This is a genomic window from Ruegeria sp. YTSA064 (assembly GCF_059610325.1).
In genome coordinates, this window is sequence record NZ_JBXWNK010000002.1 from 363,718 (window position 1) to 386,103 (window position 22,386).

Annotated in this window: 22 protein-coding genes; 1 reads left to right on the plus strand and 21 read right to left on the minus strand. The window is 54.6% G+C overall.

From position 1 onward, the window contains the following. Positions 1-4: 4 nt before the first annotated feature. The 5 genes from AC2FI7_RS04335 to sciP all read right to left on the minus strand — a co-directional run bounded on the left by AC2FI7_RS04335 (position 5) and on the right by sciP (position 5,797). A complete protein-coding gene (locus tag AC2FI7_RS04335) occupies positions 5-127 on the minus strand; it encodes a hypothetical protein (RefSeq protein WP_010440002.1) in 123 nt (40 codons plus the stop codon). 110 nt (positions 128-237) lie between these two features. Further along, positions 238-2,328 (minus strand): ATP-dependent DNA helicase RecG, encoded by a 2,091-nt coding sequence (gene recG, locus AC2FI7_RS04340; RefSeq protein ID WP_010439999.1) that lies wholly within the window; start codon positions 2,326-2,328, stop codon positions 238-240. Further along, on the minus strand, positions 2,325-4,577 hold the full coding sequence (ligA, locus tag AC2FI7_RS04345) for an NAD-dependent DNA ligase LigA (RefSeq protein WP_010439998.1): 2,253 nt from the start codon (positions 4,575-4,577) through the stop codon (positions 2,325-2,327). Before ligA ends, recG begins: the two co-directional genes overlap by 4 nt. A 125-nt stretch (positions 4,578-4,702) precedes the next feature. After that, positions 4,703-5,419 carry a response regulator transcription factor CtrA gene (ctrA, locus tag AC2FI7_RS04350; protein WP_010439997.1) on the minus strand — a complete coding sequence of 239 codons (717 nt, stop codon included), beginning with the start codon at positions 5,417-5,419 and terminating at the stop codon, positions 4,703-4,705. Between the two features lie 84 nt (positions 5,420-5,503). Beyond that, positions 5,504-5,797 carry a CtrA inhibitor SciP gene (sciP, locus tag AC2FI7_RS04355; protein ID WP_010439996.1) on the minus strand — a complete coding sequence of 98 codons (294 nt, stop codon included), beginning with the start codon at positions 5,795-5,797 and terminating at the stop codon, positions 5,504-5,506. 130 nt (positions 5,798-5,927) lie between these two features. On the opposite strand from sciP, the gene mnmA reads away from it, so the two are divergent. Continuing rightward, complete coding sequence (gene mnmA / locus AC2FI7_RS04360; protein WP_010439994.1) at positions 5,928-7,073, plus strand: tRNA 2-thiouridine(34) synthase MnmA; 1,146 nt, start codon at positions 5,928-5,930, stop codon at positions 7,071-7,073. Here mnmA and AC2FI7_RS04365 read toward each other — a convergent pair. From AC2FI7_RS04365 to AC2FI7_RS04440, 16 genes are all read right to left on the minus strand, one after another. Then, positions 7,070-7,651 (minus strand): cadmium resistance transporter, encoded by a 582-nt coding sequence (locus tag AC2FI7_RS04365; protein WP_010439987.1) that lies wholly within the window; start codon positions 7,649-7,651, stop codon positions 7,070-7,072. The genes mnmA and AC2FI7_RS04365 overlap by 4 nt on opposite strands. Continuing rightward, entirely contained in the window at positions 7,651-8,808 is a 1,158-nt protein-coding gene (gene lpxB / locus AC2FI7_RS04370) for a lipid-A-disaccharide synthase (RefSeq protein WP_010439985.1), read from the minus strand. Before lpxB ends, AC2FI7_RS04365 begins: the two co-directional genes overlap by 1 nt. Further along, positions 8,808-9,602, minus strand: a complete 795-nt coding sequence (locus AC2FI7_RS04375) for an LpxI family protein (RefSeq protein WP_010439982.1) — start codon at positions 9,600-9,602, stop codon at positions 8,808-8,810. The genes lpxB and AC2FI7_RS04375 overlap by 1 nt, the downstream gene beginning before the upstream one ends. A 3-nt stretch (positions 9,603-9,605) precedes the next feature. Beyond that, positions 9,606-10,391, minus strand: coding sequence for an acyl-ACP--UDP-N-acetylglucosamine O-acyltransferase (gene lpxA / locus AC2FI7_RS04380; protein ID WP_010439980.1), 786 nt, complete (start codon positions 10,389-10,391; stop codon positions 9,606-9,608). Beyond that, positions 10,388-10,861, minus strand: a complete 474-nt coding sequence (fabZ, locus tag AC2FI7_RS04385) for a 3-hydroxyacyl-ACP dehydratase FabZ (RefSeq protein ID WP_010439978.1) — start codon at positions 10,859-10,861, stop codon at positions 10,388-10,390. Before fabZ ends, lpxA begins: the two co-directional genes overlap by 4 nt. A 72-nt stretch (positions 10,862-10,933) precedes the next feature. Beyond that, positions 10,934-11,518 (minus strand): OmpH/Skp family outer membrane protein, encoded by a 585-nt coding sequence (locus tag AC2FI7_RS04390; protein ID WP_496833258.1) that lies wholly within the window; start codon positions 11,516-11,518, stop codon positions 10,934-10,936. Between the two features lie 6 nt (positions 11,519-11,524). Beyond that, positions 11,525-13,885 carry an outer membrane protein assembly factor BamA gene (bamA, locus tag AC2FI7_RS04395; RefSeq protein WP_029621794.1) on the minus strand — a complete coding sequence of 787 codons (2,361 nt, stop codon included), beginning with the start codon at positions 13,883-13,885 and terminating at the stop codon, positions 11,525-11,527. 347 nt (positions 13,886-14,232) lie between these two features. Next, positions 14,233-15,585, minus strand: a complete 1,353-nt coding sequence (rseP, locus tag AC2FI7_RS04400) for an RIP metalloprotease RseP (protein WP_010439973.1) — start codon at positions 15,583-15,585, stop codon at positions 14,233-14,235. 5 nt (positions 15,586-15,590) lie between these two features. Next, positions 15,591-16,763, minus strand: coding sequence for a 1-deoxy-D-xylulose-5-phosphate reductoisomerase (gene dxr, locus AC2FI7_RS04405; RefSeq protein WP_010439971.1), 1,173 nt, complete (start codon positions 16,761-16,763; stop codon positions 15,591-15,593). Further along, positions 16,763-17,545: a phosphatidate cytidylyltransferase gene (locus AC2FI7_RS04410; protein ID WP_010439968.1), complete on the minus strand. Its 783-nt coding sequence runs from the start codon at positions 17,543-17,545 to the stop codon at positions 16,763-16,765. The genes dxr and AC2FI7_RS04410 overlap by 1 nt, the downstream gene beginning before the upstream one ends. After that, positions 17,542-18,273 carry an undecaprenyl pyrophosphate synthase gene (gene uppS, locus AC2FI7_RS04415; RefSeq protein ID WP_010439966.1) on the minus strand — a complete coding sequence of 244 codons (732 nt, stop codon included), beginning with the start codon at positions 18,271-18,273 and terminating at the stop codon, positions 17,542-17,544. Before uppS ends, AC2FI7_RS04410 begins: the two co-directional genes overlap by 4 nt. Before the next feature lie 9 nt (positions 18,274-18,282). Next, positions 18,283-18,846: a ribosome recycling factor gene (gene frr, locus AC2FI7_RS04420; RefSeq protein WP_170470041.1), complete on the minus strand. Its 564-nt coding sequence runs from the start codon at positions 18,844-18,846 to the stop codon at positions 18,283-18,285. A gap of 186 nt (positions 18,847-19,032) precedes the next feature. Next, on the minus strand, positions 19,033-20,028 hold the full coding sequence (gene acuI / locus AC2FI7_RS04425; RefSeq protein ID WP_010439961.1) for an acryloyl-CoA reductase: 996 nt from the start codon (positions 20,026-20,028) through the stop codon (positions 19,033-19,035). A 49-nt stretch (positions 20,029-20,077) separates the two neighbouring features. After that, a complete protein-coding gene (locus AC2FI7_RS04430) occupies positions 20,078-21,172 on the minus strand; it encodes a dimethylsulfoniopropionate demethylase (RefSeq protein WP_010439960.1) in 1,095 nt (364 codons plus the stop codon). Between the two features lies 1 nt (position 21,173). Further along, positions 21,174-21,680, minus strand: a complete 507-nt coding sequence (locus AC2FI7_RS04435) for a DinB family protein (protein ID WP_010439957.1) — start codon at positions 21,678-21,680, stop codon at positions 21,174-21,176. Then, a complete protein-coding gene (locus tag AC2FI7_RS04440; RefSeq protein ID WP_010439955.1) occupies positions 21,680-22,384 on the minus strand; it encodes a DUF1326 domain-containing protein in 705 nt (234 codons plus the stop codon). The genes AC2FI7_RS04435 and AC2FI7_RS04440 overlap by 1 nt, the downstream gene beginning before the upstream one ends. Positions 22,385-22,386: the final 2 nt, after the last annotated feature.

The window sequence follows — 22,386 nt, forward strand, 5'->3', positions numbered from 1 at the left end:
AGGCTTAGAACCCGCTTGGCAGGTGAAGGGCAACCACCAGCATCACAACCAGAGAAACCGCGCCTGCCGCATCCTGTAAGATCGTGGATTGCGAACGGGTAAAGGCAGTCTTGATCTGGCTCAGCATGGTCTCACCTCCGGTCAGGTTTAATCATTTGTTGACCTTTTGTTCTCATATTTTGACGAGTCGGTAAAGAACTTTTTGAGAACATTTGTGAACTTTATGGGATTTACAATCTAACCCACTGATATCAAACGGATTGCCCTGTCCTGTTTCATGAGCCACAGAAGAACACGCGCAGCCTGGCCTCGGTCTGATGTCAACTTGGGATCTGAAGAGAGCAACGCGCGCGCATCTGATTGCGCCACAGCCATCAATCCGGCCTGGCGTTCGAGATCGGCAATCCTGAACTTGGGCAAGCCAGATTGCGCTGTACCGATCAAGTCACCCGCGCCGCGCATCTGCAAATCGGTCTCAGCAATGCGGAACCCGTCCTCGGTTTCACGCAGAACTTCCAGACGCTTGCGGCCACCTTCGCTAAGTGGCGGTTGATACATCAGCAAACAGGTCGAAGCATCCTCTCCGCGTCCAACCCGCCCCCGCAACTGGTGCAATTGCGCCAATCCGAAAATCTCTGCCCGTTCAATCACCATGATTGTGGCATTGGGAACATTGACCCCAACTTCAATCACCGTGGTCGCGACAAGAACCTTGGTTTGGCCAGTCTGAAACGCCGCCATTGCAGCATCTTTTTCAGCGGGTGGCATTTGGCCATGCACGAGGCCGACAACTATTTCACCCAAAATCGCACGCAGCCGCTTGAAACGCTCCTCGGCGGCGGTCAGGTCTGAGACTTCGGATTCATCGACTAGTGGACATACCCAATAGCATTGTTTGCCCGCATCAATCGCGCCGCGCAGGTGGGCCACAACCTCTTCCATTCGCTGCGTGCTGACGATCGCGGTCTTGATTGGCTTTCGGCCAGGTGGCTTTTCATCAAGAACCGAGACATCCATGTCACCATACTGCGCCAACGCCAAACTGCGCGGGATGGGCGTAGCGGTCATCACCAGAACATCCGCGCGTTGACCTTTTTCGGACAATTCCATCCGCTGGCGGACACCAAAACGGTGTTGTTCATCGACGATGGCCAGCCTTAGGGCTTTAAACTCGACATCGTCCTGAAATACCGCATGGGTGCCGACCAGTATTTGAATGTCACCTTGTTTCAGTGCGGCCAACTTCGCCCGACGTTCGGCCCCTTTGTCGCGCCCGGTCAGGATTTCCAGCACAACTCCGGCCTCTTCGGCTAAGGGTCGCAGTCCTTCAAGATGTTGTCGGGCAAGGATCTCGGTGGGAGCCATCATCACCCCCTGCCCGCCTGCTTCGACCGCGATCAAAAGCGCCATGAACGCCACAAGCGTCTTTCCCGCGCCGACATCGCCTTGCAGCAATCGATTCATGCGGGAACCCGAGGCCATATCCGCCGAAATTTCTTCGACCGCACGGGATTGAGCATCGGTTGGTCGATACGGCAAGCTTACAAGCACCATGGATTGTAGCGCCCCTGTCCCAAGGCTGACGATGCCACGCGCCTTCCGCTCACGCTGTCGTGCCAGAGCCAAAGTCAGCTGATGGGCGAGCAATTCATCATAGGCCAGACGCTCCCTTGCGGGTGCAAAAGGGGCTACGTCATCCGCTCCATGCGGATGATGAGCAGCACGAATTGCAGCCGACCAGTCAGGCCAGTTTTGCTGAGCCACCTGAGCTGGGTCTGCCCATTCAGCCAGAGCAGGCACCCGCTTGAGTGCACTTTGCGCCGCCTTGTACGCTGTTTTCTGCGTAACGCCCTGGGTCAGATGATAAACCGGTTCAAACTCTGGTAATTCACCTGCGTTTTCTGGCGCAACCATGTGATCGGGGTGTACCATCTGGGCCATTCCATCAAACAGTTCCAGCTTTCCCGAAACCACGCGGCGCGCACCCTGCGGCAACAGTTTCTTCAGATAATCCCCGCGCGCGTGAAAGAACACTAGTTGAAAATCCGCTTGGCTGTCCTCGACATGAATGCGGTATGCACCACCTTTGTTACGCGGAGGCCGGTGGGTTCCGATCGTGACCTCTACCGTCAATGTGGTCGGAAGATCGGCCCCTTGTATGGTATCGCGTCGGCGCCGGTCGATCACCGCATAAGGCAATGAAAACAAGACATCTCGCGGCGACTCGATGTCTAATTGGCCGAAAAGTTGCGCTGTTTTCGGTCCCACACCATCCAGCGTTTCAAGCCCTGCGAACAGCGGAAAGAGTTGCTCTGGCCTGCCGCTCATAGATCGCCGATCAGTTGAAGCCAGCCGTCTTCATCCAAGGTTTCGATACCCAAATCGGCCGCTTTCTTTGCCTTCGACCCAGCACCCGGACCCGCCACCAACAAATCGGTTTTTTGGCTGACTGAACCCGACACCTTGGCACCCAACGCCTCGGCGCGCGCCTTGGCCTCGGCGCGCGTCATCTTTTCAAGCGTTCCTGTAAAGACGACCGTTTTTCCTGCAACCGGGCTGTCCGATGCAGGCGCATCCGGCGGAACAATGGTTAAGTGATTGCGCAGTTCATCAATCGCCTTGCGTTCGTCCAGGTTGGCAAAGGCGTCAGACAACGACAGCCCCAGCGTGGTTCCAATGCCGTCAATAGCAATCAAATCCGTCCAAGCGCTGGCAGCGTCCACTGGTACATTTAGGCTTGCAACCATTGCATCCCGCGCCTCTTTGACTCTAGCGCGCCGACCTTCTTCTATAGCTGTGATCCTCTCTGCATCTTCCGCTTCGTCAGCGGCACGCTGCGCAAGTGCTGCGGGTCGCGCCGTATCGATTGACGCGGTCATTTGATCCCAATCACGATAGAACAGGGCCAAATCCCGGGCGCCGACTTCGCCCACATGGCGAATTCCGAGTGCAAACAACAATCGAGCGAAGGGAATGGTTCGTTTGTCATCAATCGCGGCGAACAGATTGCTGGCCGAGGTCTCTCCCCAACCGTCGCGGTTTTTCAAACGGGCAAGATTTTCAGCGTCTCGTTCTTTCAAGGTGAAGATATCGGCAGGTGTGTTGATAGGCAGAACGGGGTCGTTGTGGAACATCTCGATCTGTTTGGCACCGAGCCCTTCGATATCGAAGGCTTTGCGCGACACGAAATGTTTAAGTTTCTCCACCGCCTGCGCGGGGCAAATTAAACCCCCGGTGCATCGGCGTACTGCATCACCTTCTTCGCGGATCGCCTCACTGTCACATTCCGGGCATGTCGTTGGAAAGGAATAAGGTTTCGCATCATCCGGCCGTTTTGACAGATCAACATCCGAAATCTTTGGGATCACATCCCCTGCCCGATAAACCTGCACCCAATCGCCGATGCGTATGTCTTTGCCATCGCGGATAACCCCGCCTTTGGCGTCCCGCCCCGCGATATAGTCCTCATTGTGCAGCGTCGCGTTCGACACAACGACCCCACCGACAGTCACAGGATGCAAACGTGCAACCGGGCTAAGCGCTCCGGTCCGACCCACCTGAATGTCGATCGCTTCAAGCCGGGTCCAGGCCAGTTCGGCCGGAAATTTATGCGCGATCGCCCAGCGGGGCGTTGTCGAGCGGAATCCCAACCGGGATTGCAGACTCAGATCATCAACTTTGTAGACCACCCCGTCGATGTCATATCCCAAAATCGCACGTTGTTCTTCGATCGCGCGGTAATGATCCAGCATCTGACCTGTCGTGGAACAGAGACGCGTAAGCGCGTTGATTTGGAAGCCCAATGCTTTGAGTCGTTCGATTGCCGCCATTTGCGTTTCAGCCAGAGGTTTCGACAGTTCGCCCCAGGCATAGGCAAAAAACTTTAGTGGACGTGACCGAGTTATTTCCGAGTCCAGTTGGCGCAGCGAACCAGCTGCTGCGTTACGCGGATTTGCGAAAGTCTTTCCACCTGTTTCAATTTGCCGGGCGTTCAGCGCTTCGAAATCATGATGAGACATGTAAACCTCGCCGCGAACCTCGAATATATCTGGAGCACCTTCAATTCGAGGCGGTATATCCGACACCGTGCGCGCATTGGCGGTCACGTTTTCCCCGGTCTCACCATCCCCTCGGGTCGCCGCCTGAATCAGCTCGCCGTGTTCATACCTCAAGGATAACGAGAGGCCATCGATCTTTGGCTCGGCTGTATATTCAAGCGGTGCGTCTTCCCCTAACCCGAGATACTTGCGGATTGAGCGGTCAAAATCGGCAACATCCTCATCGTCAAAGGCATTGCCAAGTGACATCATCCGCACTGCATGCGTGACTTTGGAAAACCCATCTGAAACTTGCGCCCCTACTTGATCCGTAGGGCTGTCTGAACGTTTTAGTTCCGGAAAGCGTGCCTCAATATCTGCATTACGACGTTTGAGGGCATCATAATCGGCGTCTGAAATTTCCGGAGCATCTTCAGTGTGATAAAGCTGGTTAGCCCTCTGCAACTCCTTGGCAAGCCGAGCCAGTTCTGCACGTGCTTCGTCTTCCGTCAATTCTGCGATTGCAGTGGTATCGCTCATGGCCCCGCCCTGTCACGTCATATTAGAATCCAGTGATAGGACGAGGCCATGATCAGGTCCAGTGTTGTGCTGAGACGCGAGTGAAATTACCGTCCTGGACCATCGACGGTAGCGGTCAGATCAAATCAGGCGCCAACGGCAAGGCGGGCTTCACCCATATTGCTGGATTGTGGATCACGCAGAACATAACCGCGACCCCAGACTGTTTCGACATAATTCTCACCACCAGTGGCATTGCTGAGCTTCTTTCGTAACTTGCAGATGAACACATCGATAATTTTCAATTCTGGCTCATCCATGCCACCGTAGAGATGATTTAGGAACATCTCTTTGGTCAGAGTTGTACCTTTACGCAGGCTTAGAAGCTCAAGCATCTGATATTCTTTGCCCGTCAGGTGCACGGTCTTTCCTTCGACCTCAACGGTCTTGGCATCCAGATTGACGGCCACCTGCCCTGTGTGGATCACGGACTGGGAATGCCCCTTGGAACGCCGGATGATCGCGTGAATACGTGCCACCAGTTCTTCGCGATGGAAGGGTTTGGTCAGGTAATCGTCTGCACCAAACCCGAAGCCTTTGATCTTGCTTTCGGTGTCGTCCGCGCCCGACAGGATCAGGATCGGTGTTTCCACGCGTGCGATCCGCAATTGTCGCAGCACTTCGTGGCCGTTCATATCAGGCAAATTCAGGTCAAGCAGAATGAGGTCATAATCATACAGCTTGGCCAGATCGATTCCTTCTTCACCAAGGTCCGTCGCATATACGTTGAGATTTGCGTGCGTCAGCATCAATTCAATGCTCTTGGACGTGGTTGGATCATCCTCGACAAGAAGTATGCGCATTTTTCACTGCTCCAATTAGGTCAAATTCTTCAACTGATCTGAGCCTGAATAAGAATGGTTAATCTGACGTTACCGTTGAATCATTTATTCATCTTCACCCTTAGGTTGTCGATATTTTTTTAATGCAGTCACCTTCAGCGCATCGATTCCGTGCTCAGCTACGGCTGACACCCAGGAATTGAATTCCTCATCGCTGATGCCATAGCGTTTCTTTGCTTCAGACAGGGAAATCAGCCCGTAAAGCACTCCACGCACGACAATTACTTTGCGCGAAGCCACCCATCGCCGCGTGTCTGCCGGGGGTAGATCGGCGCGTGTTAGCACGCTTCCATCCGGCAAGGTGACCGATCTTGGACCTTCAACTTTGTGCAAATACATCTGTTCCACCTTCTTCTGCTGCGACAAAGCTGCATCCAACCTACTTAAAACGGTGTGAAACCGCCCCTTGAGAGTGTGTAGAATTTTCCTATATTCTGCCGGTCTTTCTTAACCCGGACTGGAACCGCCAATGGCCCTCGATACCGAGACCCCGCTAAACTCGCTTGGCTTTGCCAAACCGCCCTCGGAAACGCGGGTGGTTGTGGCTATGTCTGGCGGCGTGGACAGCTCTGTTGTCGCGGCCTATCTGGCTGATCAGGGCTATGACGTTGTAGGGGTTACGCTGCAGCTTTACGACCACGGCGCGGCGCTTGCCAAGAAAGGCGCGTGTTGTGCTGGGATCGATATCCACGACGCGCGCCGCGTGGCCGAAGAGCGCGGCTTCCCTCATTATGTTCTGGATTATGAGAACATCTTCAAAGATGCTGTAATCGACGAATTCGCTGACAGCTATCTGGCAGGAGCGACTCCGGTGCCCTGCATCCGCTGCAATGAGCGGGTGAAGTTCAAGGACCTGCTGGAAACCGCCAAGGACCTAGAGGCCGACTGTATGGCCACCGGTCATTATATCCAGCGCAAGATGGGAACCAATGGGGCCGAGTTGCATAGTGCTGAGGATGCCAACCGCGATCAGTCCTATTTCCTTTTCTCGACAACGCCCGAGCAGTTGGATTTCCTGCGCTTTCCTTTGGGGCATTTGCCCTCCAAGGACGCCACACGCGAGATGGCCGCGCAATACGGGTTGGCTGTTGCGGACAAGCCTGACAGCCAGGACATCTGCTTTGTACCGAACGGCAACTACGCCAGCGTAATCGAAAAGTTGCGCCCAGGTGCTGCAGAGCCGGGTGAAATCGTACATGCCGATGGCCGTGTTCTGGCACAGCATGATGGAGTGATTCACTATACAATCGGTCAGCGCCGCGGGCTTGGCATCGGTGGCCTAAGCGAGCCGTTGTATGTGGTAAAGCTGGACGTCGACAAAAAGCAGGTTGTCGTCGGCCCCAAAGAGATGTTGGCTACACGGACAGTTCCGGTGCGTGAAATCAATTGGCTTGGAGACGAACCCTTTACGTCGCGAGACGAATGGCATGTGTCGGTCAAGGTCCGCTCGACCCGCCCGCCGCGTGAGGCGATCATTCGGCCTCTGTCCGACACGACGGCCGAGGTTGAGCTGTTTACGCCCGAAGAAGGTATCTCTCCGGGTCAGGCGTGTGTGTTTTACGAAACTGGTGGAAGCCGCATCTTTGGCGGCGGCTGGATCTGGCGCGGTTATTAAATCGCGTCGGTCCAGGAATTGCTGAGGATATAGATACCGGCACAGATCATTACGTAAGGAACCAGTTTCTCAAGTCGCCGCGCAAACCCGCCGGTCATGATCGGAGATCGCGCGCCTAGCAGACCAAGCATGGTTAGCGTCAGGGCCGCAGCAACCGCACCTGTAACACCTGCGATGCGGTAGCTTGGGGCCGAGTCTGCCAAAAGCGGTGCGAGCACAGCGAATGTATCCATTGAGAGGCTTATGAACAGCAACATCGTTACAACGGTTGAGGCACCTGAGGATACTTGCGGAGCCTCCTCGATCTCTGATCCCCGAAACTGCCGGATAACCCCAATCACGCCGAGGCCAAGCGGGATCACACCCAGATAGCCGGCCCAGTGTGGCACCACGTCATCGACACCCAAAGCCAGCAACAAGGCGGCGGCGATGATTAATATCTGCGCAAGCAGGAACCCCGCAACGGTCCGTCGCGGACCGGAAACCATCATCAGCGCAACAAGCGCTGCGAGGTTGTCGAGGTTGGTCAGAACCTGTGCCATGTAGGCAGAGGCGGCAAAGATCACGTGATCCAGCATCACGTGTTCATTCTGTCCAAAACGGCTTTTGCCGCGCGCAGACCCGGCGCCTCTCCACCCCGCCCAAGGCGCTCCATCGTTATCGCCATAGCCTCATGTTGGGCGTCCGGCGTAGCTGCAACCTCTTCCAGTGCTGCCGCGATCTTTAGCGGCTGGCAGTCGTCCAACAGACATTCAGGTACAGCACGCGTGTCCGAGACCAGATTGACAAGCGTCACCGTATCGAGCTTGACCATGCGCTTCGCGATCAATGTGGTCAGCCAATTCAGATTATATGCGATCACCATCGGCGTTGCCTGTGCAGCCAGCTCCAATGACACGGTGCCTGATGCCGCCAATGCCAGATCGGCTGACGCAAAGGCCGCCCTCTTCTGCGCCTGTGCTTCGTCCGACGGCAACTTTCGTGGATCGACAACAATCGGATTTCCCGGCCAATCCCAAACTTGTTCGGCAACCACATCAACCATATGCGCGACAGTAGGCACGACGACACGGGTACTGGGTGGATCTGCCAGGAATTCTTGCAGAGCAGCGCCAAATATCGGGGCTAACCGTTCGACCTCTCCCCGCCGAGAACCAGGTAATGCGAGCACAATAGGAGCGTCGCCCAGGTCATGATCCACACGGAATTTCTTGATATCTTGTTCAGACGCAATCGGCTCGTTGACGACGGGGTGACCGACAAAATCACACTCCATCCCTGCCCGCTCCATATAGGGCGGTTCAAACGGCAGCAGCGCCAGAACATGGTCGATCACCTTCGCCATTTTGTCGGCGCGCCCGGGCCTCCAGGCCCAAACGCTGGGTGCAACGTAGTGGACGGTTCGAATACTGCTGGACGCCTTCACCAGTTTAGCGACTCGCAGCGAGAAATCCGGACTGTCGATGGTGATCAACACATCCGGCTGCGTGTCCAGAACCGCCTGAGCGGTCTCGGCGATCCGGCGCTTCAAGTGAAAGAACTTGGGAAGAACCTCGACCAACCCCATGACGCTGAGTTCGGACATGGGAAAGCGGCTATTCAGTCCCTGCGCCTGCATCAGTGGACCACCGACCCCATCAAACCGCACCTCCGGCGAAAGGGTTATAAGTCCCTCCATCAAAGCGGCGCCCAATCGGTCGCCCGACGGTTCACCGGCGACCAGGAATACGCGCATCAGACGGTGCGCTCGCGAACGTAAAGAAATAGACCGAGGCGATTGCACTCTTCAATCACTCGGTCCCGTTGCAGGACAATGACACCGCCCTTTTCGATGACAATACCTGACAAGCCCGCCGCAACCGCGCCCGATACGGTGTCGGGTCCGATAGCAGGCATATCCGCGCGCCGGTCCTGATCGGGTTTGAGGCCTTTGTACAGAATACCTCCACCCGCGTCAGGGCGTTGGGTCAGCGACTGCAACATCCAAGCAGTACCGTAGATGCCCTCAATTGCCAGCGCCTGCCCTTTCAGCACTACACAAGCCTGACCGACATCTGCAGTCCCCATGCTGCGCAGGATACCTGCCGCTCGGTCAGCATCTGCGTGATCGGTATCCGAGGGGTGTGCCTCAGTCAGCGCGCCGAGCGGCGGTAGCAATTCAGGTGCGATCTCGTGCGCGGCACGGACCGTCAATTCAGAATCTTCAAAAATCCCGATAACTGCGCGCAGGGCACCGTCATCACCGGCCATAATGGCCTTTTGTAAGATCGGGACCAATGGCATCGTCGCAGCATCAATGCGCGCAGGATTTACGGTGGGCCGGCGCACAGCCCCGGCCATGCAAATCTCGATCACGCCACGCGCTTTCAGATCGGCGATAAAACTGCCCAATTCCTCAAGCGGAAAGACCACGTCAACATTCAGCCTTTCAGGTTCAAACCCTTCCAGCGCGCAAATCAAAGGTCGGTTCGGCAAACATGCGACCACCTCGTCCGGCAATGCCCCAGTTCCCGCGATCAGCGCCAACATGTCTTATTTCCTCGGCGTCAGGAAGGAACGGTCCGTTTGCCCCGTCACAAACTCGACAATCTGGCGCACATATTCGTTGTCGGCCTCCTCGCCCAATCGATTGGCGCGATCCATGAAGGTGCCATCACCTTCCGACAACTCTTTGAATGCCGCGCGCAGCGCCGAGATATCCTCGCGCGTGACACCGCGCCGTTTCAACCCGACCAGATTCAATCCATCAAGCTCACCGCGTGGTGCCTGAACCAGACCATATGGAATCACGTCGTTCGGAACCATAGTCAGCGCACCGATGATGGCCCCGCGACCAACGCGCACGAACTGATGCAGCCCCGAGATACCGCCAACGATGACGTCATCCTCGATTATGCAATGACCTGCTGCGCCTGCGTGGTTTACCAAAATGACCCGGTTACCGATCTGCACATCATGCGCAACGTGGACTCCAGCCATCAGCAGGCAGTCATCGCCAATCCGCGTGACGCCACCGCCGCCATCCGTGCCGGTATTGATGGTGACGTGCTCGCGAATGCGATTGCGTTCACCGATTTCAAGCCGTGTATCTTCACCGCCAAACTTTTTGTCTTGTGGGATTTCGCCGACAACGGCAAAGCTGAAGATCACTGTGTCGTCACCAATTGAAGTATCGCCGGTGACGACCACATGGGATTTAAGCTCAACCCGATCGCCTAGACGGACGGACGGCCCGATATGGCAGAACGGACCAATCGTACAGCCCTGCCCGATCTGCGCACCGTCTTCGATAATGGCGCTGGGATGAATGCCGCTCATGTTGTTTTTTCCATATCCCAGTCGACATAAGCCGAAAATTCGGCTTCAGCGGCGACCTCACCTTCAACGGTCGCACGGCCGCTGAACTTGAAGATCTTGCCACCTTTCTTGCCACGCACCGTCTCTACATGCATTTCAAGCACGTCACCGGGCACAACTTTGCGACGGAATTTGCATTTGTCGATGTTCATGAAATAGATCAGTAATTCACTGTCGATCACGTCCATGCCAACACCCAGCATGACACCTGCAGTCTGCGCCATCGCCTCGACAATAGTCACACCAGGCATGATCGGTGTGCCGGGAAAATGACCCTGAAAATGCGGCTCGTTCATAGTGACATTCTTGATGCCAACTGCAGATTGATAGCCGTCAATATCCACGACCTTGTCGACCAGCAAAAACGGATAGCGATGCGGCAATATACGCTGAATCAGCTGAATGTCGGCGCTCTGGGTTTCCGTGGTCATGGTGCGGATGTCCTGTTTTGGATGTCTCTTTCAAGCGTGGTTAGCAATACGCGTACTTAAGGGCAAGCCAGCCTATTTGTCATTAGCGTCTTCAAGTGCAGACCCGTCGCCAATTGCCGCGTCAATCCGGGCAATTGCGGTATCGGTAATATCCGACGCATCCGAGCTGAGAACAACATTTGAACGCTCAATGACGATCGACGCCCCATATTCGCGTAGAAGTTCGATCAATACAGGTTGCGCCATCTCTAAGAACTGATTGCGTGCCTCTTCTCCATGCCGCGCCAAAGCATCCAGTTTGGCGCGTTGGCTATCTCGATGCGACTGGACTTTCTCATCGAAAGCCTCGGCCAAAGGTCGAAATTCACTGGCGGACATTTCAGAGCGCTTGTCCGTCAGGTCTTTCTCTTCTTTGCTGAGCTGTGCCACGATCAACTCATTTTCATCCGCTAGCAGAGCGCTCTCGGCCTCAATCTCGCGAAAAACGCGCTGACCGAACCGAGAATCAGCAAACAGCCGTTCACTTGAAATGGTAAGTACGTCTGATTGCGGAACGCCCAATTGTTGCGCCAACAATGGACTTGGCGCCATCAAGACCGCCCAAACACACAGGGCCCTTAGCGGGCCCTGCAGAATGTTCATGACTTTGGTCAACATCTGAGTTCAGAACTGTGCCTGAATGGTCAGGTCAAAGCTCTGTTCCTTGTCGAACTCTTCTTTCTTCAGCGCTTGTGAAAAGTTGAAGCGCAGAGGACCAAATGGCGTTGTCCACAGAACCGAGACACCTACCACATGGCGGATGGATCCGCTGGCTCCGACGATATCGGCACCCGACGTATCCACGTTGTTGATGTTGTAAAGGTTACCTACGTCGTAGAATAAACCACCCCGCAATCCGAGCTCTTCAGGCAAGCCCAAGGGGAAATCAGACTCGAACCGGGCAACCCAATAATAGTTACCACCGATGGCATCGTCCTGACCGTTGGAAAGGTCGCGCGGCCCAAGACCGGCAGGTTCGAAACCACGGAACGTGTTCGGGCCAAGCACAAATCGATCAATCGTCCGGCTAAAATCATCCCCGGTCCAGTTGAGCGCGCCAAGTTCCAGAGATGCCCGAAGCACGACCTCCTCGTTGAGCACGCGCTTCTGAGCGATCGCGCGGGCTGTGGTTTTGATATACTCGTTGTCGCCGCCCAATCCAGCTGCATCTACGCCAAGCTCAAACAAGACGCCTGCATTAGGATTCAAGCCACCCAATCGACTGTCGTACACATAAGAAACACCAATCGAACTGCTGGTTCTTTTGCCCTGAGCAATTTCAGAAGCGATGACCGCTCCATTGGTCTCGTTGCTCTGCTGGGTCATTTCGCTTTGGTTCCAGCCGTAACGCAAACGCAGCGCTGAAAGTTCGCCGATGGCATAGCTGACCTGAGGATTAAAAAAGACGGTTTTGGTGTCGTAACTCGCAAAGCTTGAGTTGGTGCTTGCGAGACCTACCCCAAGATCAAAGCGTAATTTCCGCCCCAACAGATAAGGTTCGGTAAAGTTAATTGTATACTGCTCAGAATCTTGAGCCGTCGATAGCGTGATCCCAAGATTCTGGCCACGGCCAAGGAAATTGGATTCGTTCAGGCCAATGGCGATCCCGAAACCGTCCGAAACCGAGTAGCTACCACCCAGGCTAAGCGATCCGGTCGGTTGTTCTTCAACATCGACATCAACGATGACCTGACTTGGAGATGTACCCTCGCGGGTTTCAACATCAGCGGTCGAGAAGAAGCCTAACGCACGAATACGTTCGGCGCTCTGACGGATTTCTCGCGGATTGAAGGGGTCACCTTCCACGGTATCGAATTGCCGCCGGATCACCCGGTCAAGTGTTGTGGTATTGCCTTCGATGTCGATGCGTTCGACAAAAATACGCGGGCCGCGCGTTAGGACAAACTGAACATCCAGCGTCAGATCACGCGGGTTGCGCGTCACCCGAGGTTCAACCCTCAAGAAATCGACGCCCTGTTTCAGACCCAGACGCTCAAGTCGAGCAATCGAGTTTTCAATCAAAGTCGGCGAGTAGATAACACCAGGCTTGACCTTTAGTGCTGCCTGATAGGGTGCCGGATCGACCCCAGGAATTTCGCTTACAGTTGAAATCTGACCAAAGGCGAATCTCTGACCTTCGGTGATATTCATGACCAGGAAAAACGCATCCCGTTCACGCGTGAATTCCACATTGGCACTGTTTACTCGGAAATCGATATAACCGCGCGAAAGGTAGAAATCGCGGATGACCTGCTTATCGAATTCGATACGATCAGCAATAAATGTGTCGCCCCGTAGGAAAGTCCGCAGAATATTTGCTTGTTTGGTCTCGAGCACACGACGCAGGCGGCGGTCCGAGTAAGCACGGTTGCCAACAAAGCTGACGCGCTCAACTTCGATGGTGGTGCCTTCGGCCACCTCAAAAACCAAATCCACACGATTGTCATTTCGGCGGATGATGCGTGGGATCACCGTTGCTGACACCCGGCCCTGCGCAGAATAGATCTCGGCGATCAAATCTGCGTCGGCTTCTGCCAATTGCGGGGTAAAGACACGGCGGGTCTGGGATGAGATCGCCTCGAGCAGTACGTCATCCTTGACGCGACGGTTCCCCTCAATGCTGATCTGATTAATCGTCGGGTACTCTTCAACCGCAATAATCAGTGTGTTTCCGCGAGGAGTCAGTTCGACTGTTTCAAAAACACCACTGTCAAGCAAACGCTGAAAAGCATCATTTATCTGTCCGGCACTGACAGTTTGCCCCGGCTCGATTCCCGTTCGTGCGATGATTGTCGAGGTTTCGATCCGTCGATTGCCTTCAACCTCGAAGCGGTTAATCGTGTAAGATTGCGCCTGAGCAGGATCCGGTAATACCAGCAAACCCGGTGTAGCAAATAGAAAAAAGAGCGTTAGTGCCTGCCACAAAATATTGGTCTTCTGCCCTCGAGCGCCGCAGAATGTGCTCGTGCCCCTGCAATCAGTCATTTTTATCACTACCCAGAAATCTCAGCCTGTAGTTGCTGAGTAGCCGGATTGAGAAGCCATGTCAAAAGAGCAAATACAAAAAAACGGCCCGGTGGGCCGTTGCATTTTCATAGTCTTGGTCTGAAGAATCACAAACCGACGAGATATCCACCTACAGCCAATGCCAAGGCGGTTACGCCAAAGCTAAGTAATACATCCCAGTTCAACTGAAAAAGGACGCTGACGCTTTTGTAAGATCTCTGCAACGCTTCGGTCATCGCTCTCAAGCCCGCTCATTGAATTACACCAATGAAGATACGCTTCAATTGCGGCAATATTGCGTCCAAATGACGCCTGTCACGCCTTATTCAGCAGAACAGGTCATTGCTGACAGAGAAAATCATCAACGAAAGGATCAGCGTTATTCCAATTCCCATCAAAATCCGCAGGGCATTGTCACTGGGTGGTTTGCCCGAGACGGCTTCGTAGGCGTAAAACAACAAGTGTCCGCCATCAAGCGCTGGGATCGGGAACAGATTCAGCAGCCCAACCGCCGTAGAAAGTACCGCGATAAAGAAGATGAAATTCTGTGCACCTTGACTGGCCATCGCGCCAGAGGTTTCCGCAATCCCGATCGGGCCGGATATATTGCACGTGCTGATTGCCCCCGTGATCATGTGCCACATACCGGACAATGACCCTTCGATAATGCGTCCGGTCTGGGCAAAACCGGTTTTTACGGAATCCCAGATGCCGGCGGGAACAGTCTGAGGTTCGAACATCATCCCCCGAACGATCCCGATCCGCCAATGGGTCACAAAACCACCATCTGCTTTCGGCTCGTCAGTACGTCTGGGGGCCAGCGCAAATTCAAGCTCGGTTCCATTACGCCAAACGTCCAGAAGCAACACGCGCCCGTCCGAGCTTTCGACACGTTCTTTCAATTGTTCGAAATTGAAAATCGGGTCGCCATCGACCGCTGTAATTACATCGCCCTGCTGCAATTGTATGTCCATTGCAGCGCTGCGTGGCGTAACCTGCTGGATCAACGCTGGAAACAGCCACGGGGCAGAAACATCGATGGTCTCACCGTCCCGGATTACAGTATAGTCCAGTTCAGGCTGTACGGGCAGAGCATCAACGAAATCCGACCAACTGCCTGCATTGTCAAAATCCGGTGTCGGCACGCCTGCAATCGCAACAATTTCGTCCCCTTCAAGCAACCCCTGCTCGACTCCGGGGAGCGGCTGCAAGGAACCGACTGTCAAAGGTTCTCGTGATACGCCTTGCGACCAGTACACAAATCCAAAAACCAGGATCGACATCGCGAAGTTGAATATAGGCCCTGCCGCCACAGTAGCGGTACGCGCCCACAGCGGAGCCCCATGCATCGTTCGACGCAATTCTTCCGGGCTCTGTTCGGCGATCTCGTTTATCGCATCCGTGTCTTTGCCAGACGCAGCGTTGGCATCCCCCAAAAACTTGACGTATCCGCCAAATGGAAGCAACGCGACCTGCCACCGTGTGCCACGCTTATCTAACCGGCTCCACAGAACCGGACCGAAGCCGATCGAAAACACTTCTGCATGAATGCCCGACCAGCGCCCGACAATATAATGACCGTATTCATGCACAGCGACAATCACTGAAAGCGCAATAACAAAGGCTACTATGGTATAGAGAAGATTGCCGAATTGCGGGATCAAAGAGAGTATGTCCAAAGGTATTATCCTGCTCGTTCCAATACGGTTTCATCGACCCACTGACGTGCGAGATGGTCCGTTTGCTGTACATTATCAAGAGTCAACGGAGCATCAATAAGGCCATCTGTCGCCTCAAAACGCTCCAAAACCGACGAAACTGCGTCAGCCATATCCAGAAACCGAATTCTACGGGCGATAAAGTGGTCCAGCGCGCGCTCTTTAGCAGCATTGAAGATCGCACCCGTCAATCCGCCGCGTTGCATCACTTCGCGTGCAAGACGCAACGCAGGATACCGGGCCTCATCCGGAGCGCTAAAGCTCAATTGCCCCAGTTGAGCCAGATCAAGCCTTGCGACAGGTAGATCGAGCCGCTCGGGCCAGTGCAATGCGTATCCGATGGCATGGCGCATATCGGGTGCACCCATGTGTGCCATCAAGGCACCATCCCGATACCCAACCATCGCGTGAACAATAGATTCGGGGTGCACCAGAACTTCGATTTCAGAGGGCTGAATGCCGAAGTATTCTTTTGTTTCTATGACTTCCAATGCTTTATTGAACATAGAAGCACTGTCGATTGTAATTCGCTGCCCCATGTTCCAATTCGGATGGCTTGACGCTTGTTCGACAGTTGCGTTCGCCAGATCACGCAGCGGCCAATCCCGAAATGCGCCACCGCTTGCCGTGATAATAATCCGCTCGACGCTTGTCATATCTTCGCCGACAAGGGCCTGAAAGACTGCCGAATGTTCACTATCGACAGGAAGTAGCCTTGCGCCGTAGTTCCGAGCAGTCTCCAGCACCAAAGGTCCTGCACATACCAGCGTTTCCTTGTTCGCCAGCGCAAGCGTCGCGCCTTGCCTAAGGGCTTCGATCCCCGGAGCAAGCCCCGCGGCGCCGACAATCGCTGACATGACCCAATCCGCGGGTCGCGCACCTGCCTCGATCAAAGCCGCCTGCCCCGCAGCCGCTTTGATACCGCTACCGGCTAAGGCTGAACGCAGGTCATCCAACCTGTCATCAAACGCGGTGACAGCAACATCTGCGCCCAGACGGACCGCATCTTGCGCCAATTTCGAAATATTGCCGCCACCGGTCAGCGCGACGACATCATAGGCATTCGGATTCCTCGAAATCAGATCAAGCGTGTTCTGCCCGATCGATCCGGTCGCGCCGAATATCGATACCTTTCGCATTACATGCCTCCGGGTGCATAAAGCAACCCTGCCAACAGGACAAAGACCGAGGCCCCCATCATCCCGTCGAACCGGTCCAGAAAGCCACCATGACCAGGTAACAAGTTCGAACTGTCCTTAACTCCAAACCTGCGTTTCGTTGAGCTTTCGACGATATCGCCGATCTGGCTCGCCATAGAGGCGAGAACCGATACAACTACGAAAGCCAAACCAAAACCCGCGTAGAACGCAAATAATGTACCAACTATTCCTGCGGCGACCCATCCCCCTATCGTTCCAGACCATGTTTTCTTGGGGCTGACCTTTGGCCAAAACTTAGGTCCACCAAGCGTTTTGCCCACAAAATACCCGGCAACATCCGTCGCTATGACAACAAGGATCAGCCACACCATCCATCCAAACCCCAAGCTTTCGCGTATCGAGATAAAGCCCAACCCCGAAGTTGCTATCCAGATCGCAAAAAGCGCATAGGTACCACGCGCGCACTTGATTTGACCCGCGCCAACCAAAGCAGGTGCCAACAAAAATGGAATTTTATACAGCGGCGGCAAATGGTAACTCAGAACAACGGCGACACCGGTCAATATCGCAAGCTGAATCGCGACGCCTTGTTGCTGAGGGTCGACAATCCGCACCAGCTCCCACGTCATGAGTCCGCACGAAATGGCAATAAATGCCTCGAACCAAAGTCCGCCTAGCCACACCATGATGGCCGCTATGACGACCAACACTGACGCTGACAAAACCCGAGCGGTCAGATCAGACCATCGGCCATCACTCATGCCGGAACCGCCCCAAATCGCCGTTCACGCGATCCATAGTTCAGGCATAAACGTTCCAACTCGGCAGCAGTAAAGTCGGGCCACAATGTATCTATGAATTCATACTCTGAGTAGGCAGATTGCCAGAGCAAGAAATTCGAAATTCGGGCTTCACCACTGGTGCGGATTACCAGATCAGGGTCCGGCAGAACCCGCGTGTCCAGATATTTGGGCAGAGTTTCCTCGTCCACATCTTCGGGACGCAAAACACCTTCGGCCACGTCACGCGCCAAACGTTTGGTTGCGCGAGCAACCTCATCTCGACCGCCATAGTTCAAGGCGACTGTCAGATGGACCAGATCATTATCCTGCGTTTCACGTTCAAGCGTATCCATCAGCTCGGTAAGTTTGGCATCCAAACGTACGCGGTCACCGATAAATCGCACCCGGATACCATTGTTCTTTAGCGTATTGGTTTCTTTGACAATATAGCGTCGGAACAGGCTCATGAGGCCTGCAACCTCCACCTGCGTACGCTTCCAGTTTTCTGTCGAAAACGCAAAGATCGTCAGATATTTGATCCCGAGCCTTGGGCAGGCCTCGACTACCTCACGAACACGCCGCGCGCCTGCGTGATGGCCAAACAACCGAGGCCGTCCCCGTGCCTGAGCCCATCGACCATTGCCGTCCATGATAATGGCCACATGGCGCGGACCGGCTTGCAAAGCGTTATCGGGATCCTTTGGCATGACCGAGTCTCAGACCTGCATAATCTCGGCTTGCTTGGTCTCAAGTGCCTCATCGACGGATTTGATCATCGTGTCGGTCAGCTCCTGCACTTCTACCTCCCAGAATTTCTGATCATCCTCGGACATGCCATCGGCTTTGGCTTTCTTGATCTGGTCCATACCGTCGCGGCGCACGTTCCGGATCGAAACACGCGCGCTTTCGGCGTATTGGCCTGCAACCTTGCCCAATTCACGTCGGCGTTCCTCGTTCAACTCGGGAATCGGCAGCATGATGATCGTGCCATTCAACTGTGGATTGATGCCAAGCCCGCTTTCACGAATTGCTTTTTCAACTTTGCCCACAAGACCTTTGTCCCAGACATTTACGGTAACCATGCGTGGTTCGGGGACGTTTACGGTGCCGACCTGATTGATCGGAGTCATCGAGCCATACGCGTCAACCATCACGGGCTCAAGCATCGAGGCCGACGCGCGCCCGGTCCGCAATGATGCGAATTCGGTTCTGAGGTTGGCCATTGCGCCGTCCATACGGCGTTTCAGATCATCGGTGTCGAGTACGAAATCATCAGACATGCTGCTCACTCCCCGTCTTCAGGTGATGTTTGGATGGGTCTTAAGCCATCACAATTGGGATGTATAGCAATCATGCGGATGAATTGTGGCAATGACCAGAACTGTTTCCAGCATTCCGGCCCCAATCGCGACCAAGGGACCGACCGAACACTGAACTCGGTCGGATTTTTCTTGGTACAATCAATATCAGGTGTTCACATCGACAACGACGCGACCTTTGACTTGTCCCTGCAGAATATCCGCGCCCAATTGCGGCAGATCAGACAGTGTTGCTGGGTGAATCATGGCCTCAAGCTTATCCATGGGCAGATCGGTAGCGATACGCTGCCAAGCGCGAACGCGGTTGTCATAGGGCTGCATGACGCTGTCGATACCCAACAGATTCACGCCACGCAGTAGGAATGGGATCACAGTCGCAGGCAAACCTGCACCTCCGGCAAGTCCAACGGCAGCAACTGATGCCCCATATTTCATCTGACCCAATACGCGGGCGAGCATGGCGCCACCCACTGCGTCAACACACCCCGACCAGGTTTCACTTTCCAACGGGCGCCTGGTGGTTTCGTTCAAATCGTCGCGCGGAACAATTGTGGTTGCACCCAAAGACTTTAGGTAGTCAGCGGTATCCGGGCGACCGGTTACTGCTGCGACTTCATATCCCAGATGAGCCAGAATGGCAGTCGCGACCGATCCAACACCGCCCGCGGCACCCGTGACTAGCACCGGGCCATGGCCCGGCTGCATTCCATGATCTTCCAACGCCATGACGGCTAACATGGCCGTAAATCCTGCGGTGCCAACTGCCATCGCCTGTCGCGTATCCAAACCCTGCGGCAATGGAACCAGCCAATCTGCACGGGCATTGGCCTTCTGAGAATACCCGCCCCAATGCGCCTCACCCACGCGCCAGCCCGTCAAAACGACTTTGTCACCGGGTTTATAGCGATCATCAGAGGATTGCTCGACGGTGCCCGCATAATCGATACCCGGGATATGCGGATAACTCCGCACTAAGCCGCCACCCTTTGGCGACATACACAACCCGTCTTTGTAGTTAACCGTTGAATATTCGACAGCAACAGTCACTTCTCCATCCGGCAAATCATCCAGAGATATCTGTTTTACCGAGGCGCTTGCGAGGCCACTTTCTTCATCTTTTTCAACGACGAGTGAATTAAACATAACCTTACTCCTTTAGTAGCCCGTATGGGCATGTCCTCAGATACAGGGCTCAGCGCCAGAATTTCTCTTGTACGACGGCCCATCGCATACCGTGTTCAGTCATCAACTCGATCCGCGTGTCGGGTGCCCAATGCGACCGGTCCACCATCCCTATGGCGACGTTCACCTCAAACTCGGGCGAATATGCAGCAGAGGCCACTTGCCCCACCTGACGACCCTCAGCCATCAAAGGCCAAGATTCGGTGCACGGGCCGATCTCGCCCTCGATAGTCAGCGGACGGATTTGTCTGGGCGGCCCGTTTTCTGCCTGATCCGCCAAAGCGGCCTTACCGATGTAATCCAGCGGAGAATTGCAAAAGCGCTCAAGACCGCATTCATAAGGAGTGTTCTCGCGTCGCATATCCGACCCAAAACTCAATAGGCCACTCTCGATCCGTTCAATTCCATTGGGGCAACCCGCACGTACATTTAGGTCGCGCCCATTTGCGAACAACGCATCCCAAAGCGGCATTCCGTAATCCGCTCCTTCGACATAGATCTCGAACCCACCTTGTTTCGACCAGCCGGATCGGGCGATGACAAACGATGTATCTTCGAAGGGCAACCTCTTGTATCGGAAGAATTTTATGTCCCTGACATCATCTCCAAATACCCGTGCCATCAAATCATCTGCCCTGGGGCCTTGAACGGCTAGCGGAGACACGTCTGGTTCGGAAACTTCGACATCCAGCCCCAGGGCAAGCACGATGCCTAGGGCAAATTGCCAAAGATCTCCATCAGCGACGGAAAGCCAGTAATGGTCATCTGCCAGTTTGATCGCCACCGGGTCATTCAGCATACCGCCATTTTGGTCAACGATCGGCACATAATAACACTGATCCGCCTGCATCTTGTCCATATCGCGCGGGCTGAGCATTTTCATCAGTCGCAGCGCATCCGGGCCTTTGATCAGAACTTGTCTCTCACACGAGACATCCCATACCTGCACATGCTTTTTCAGATGCGCAGCATCAGCCTCGACACTTTCGAAGACTGTAGGCAGAAGCATGTGATTATAGACAGTATATCCCTTTACCCCTTCGGCTTCGACACCCGGAGTAAACGGGGTTTTGCGCACGCGTCGGTTCGGTGTAATGACTGCCATGTCAGAAATCCTCTGGCAGAAAGACAAGATCGCTGACGGGCGCATCAGAGCCTGCCTCGGTCAGCATTTGGTGCAATTGTCCGCGATGATGCGTCTGGTGATTGAACATGTGAATGATGCATTGCGCATAAGGCTTTGTTACTTCTTCTTCTTTTGCAGCGGAATACCATGAGAACGGGCCCGTAAGTTCGTCGTCTCCCAGAGTTTCGCTCCACCTAGTAATCCGATCGTCAATGGTATCCCGCAGCGACAACCAGTCGGACAAACCAGCGCAGATTGACACGCTCTCTGGGATGCCACCGCCTGGTCCAGGGCCTTTGTCGAACCGTGAGATCCAGATCCAGTCCCCCCAAAGCAGATGATTGGCTGTTCCCATGATTGAACCAAAAAAGGCACCCTGATTCCGCGTCAGTTCTTCGTCGGGAAGAGCCTTAAGAAAACCCTTTAACTGACTGTTCTCCCATCGACTATAACGCGCCATCTCACGGGCATAGGCACCGGTGATCATTACTTTGGCCCGTGCCAGTCGATGGGGCAAATCTCGGCTGATTTCCCGCCAAAGTCCCAGACGCGACCGTAATCACGTACCTTGGATTTCGTTCCTCTGGCCACGATGATGTCCGGGCCCATCCAATATTTCGAGTTTGAAACCATCACCGGATGTTCAGGATCTTTACCAGCCAGCATCTCGATCTCGCCCTGAATTTTGCGCCCGATCATAATCCGGCGTTTTGTCCCATCTCGCTCGATTTGAACCGGTGCACGCTCTGCCCCGATGATTTCACTAACCAACATGGTGAATAGACCGGTAGTGCCGCCTGCCTGCCCGCTGAAGATTTGCAGCAACCCGTTATAGGCCTTCCCACTGGCGCGTTCGTCGACATAGGCCGCGACCTTCCATTGGCCTTCACCCATGCGGCCCGGAATGTCGACCAGCAGCCCAACATTCAGCCCGGACAGGTCTTCGCCTTCGTAATGGCCTTCGTCGATCACGATACCCATCCACGCATGGCAATGTCCTTCGGTCGGAGGGTGTGCGCCTAGCGAAACGACGCAAGGACAAAACACATCGCAGGAGCAGTTCAGGATCAGTTCACCCTTGACTGCCCAGTCGGTCGGGCTCATCTCGCGGCGTTTGGGATTGGGCATCCGGCTGTCAATTCTCTGACTGACCGGCAGCTTATCCGCATCCGGTTTTCTGTTTTTAGCCATAG